At 37.8% G+C, this 822-nt stretch carries 1 pseudogene; it reads left to right on the top strand.

Features of this window, described 5'->3' with window-relative positions:
* Positions 1 to 190: 190 nt before the first annotated feature.
* Positions 191 to 822 (top strand): annotated as a pseudogene (locus V7266_RS28135) (protein translocase subunit SecDF); the annotation flags it as partial.

Consider the following 822-nt stretch of genomic DNA (forward strand, 5'->3'; position numbering starts at 1 on the left):
TTTTATACTCTGTTGATTGCGAGCGCCTAAAGCGGACAAGCAACAGCAAGATTTACAAAGCCTTAATAAAATGTTAAATTGACAGCCCCTATAAGTTATTTCATAATAATAGCAGTGACTTATTCATTATTTTTATAGGGCTGGACGTAACAGTGCTACCTGCACATGCACTAAGGAGGAACAATACATAATGGTAAAGCGTAGTAGAATTATTGCTTTTTTTCTTCTTATTTTAATAATCGGAGGAACAATCGGAGCAACAACCAAGAATATCTTGAATAATATGAAACTTGGTCTGGACCTTCAGGGTGGATTCGAAGTGTTATACGAAGTTCAACCTGCAAAAAAAGGTCAAAAAATTGACAAAAAAGTTTTGGCTAGTACTGCTGAAGCCCTTGATAAGCGGATCAACGTATTAGGGGTAAGTGAACCAAGCATTCAAATTGAAGGAACAAATCGAATTCGCGTTCAGCTTGCCGGTGTTAAAGACCAAAATAAAGCAAGGGAAATTTTGTCTACTCAGGCCAATCTAACTTTCCGGGATGCCAATGACAAACTAATGATGGACGGGTCTGATTTGAAGCAGGGGGGAGCTAAGCAAACCTTTGACCAAAATGGTGCCCCAAGTGTATCACTAACCCTAAAAAGTGCGGATAAATTCCGAAAGGTTTCTCAAGAAATTTTAAATGAGGCACCAAACAACTACCTTGTTATTTGGCTTGATTTCGAAGAAGGAAAAGATTCCTTCAAAACAGAAGTAACAAAAGCAAAACCGAAATTTTTATCAGCTCCAACTGTAAAAGAAGTCTTTACTCAGGATAC

This window comes from Neobacillus drentensis (assembly GCF_036965645.1).
Lineage (GTDB): Bacteria > Bacillota > Bacilli > Bacillales > Cytobacillaceae > Neobacillus > Neobacillus drentensis_D.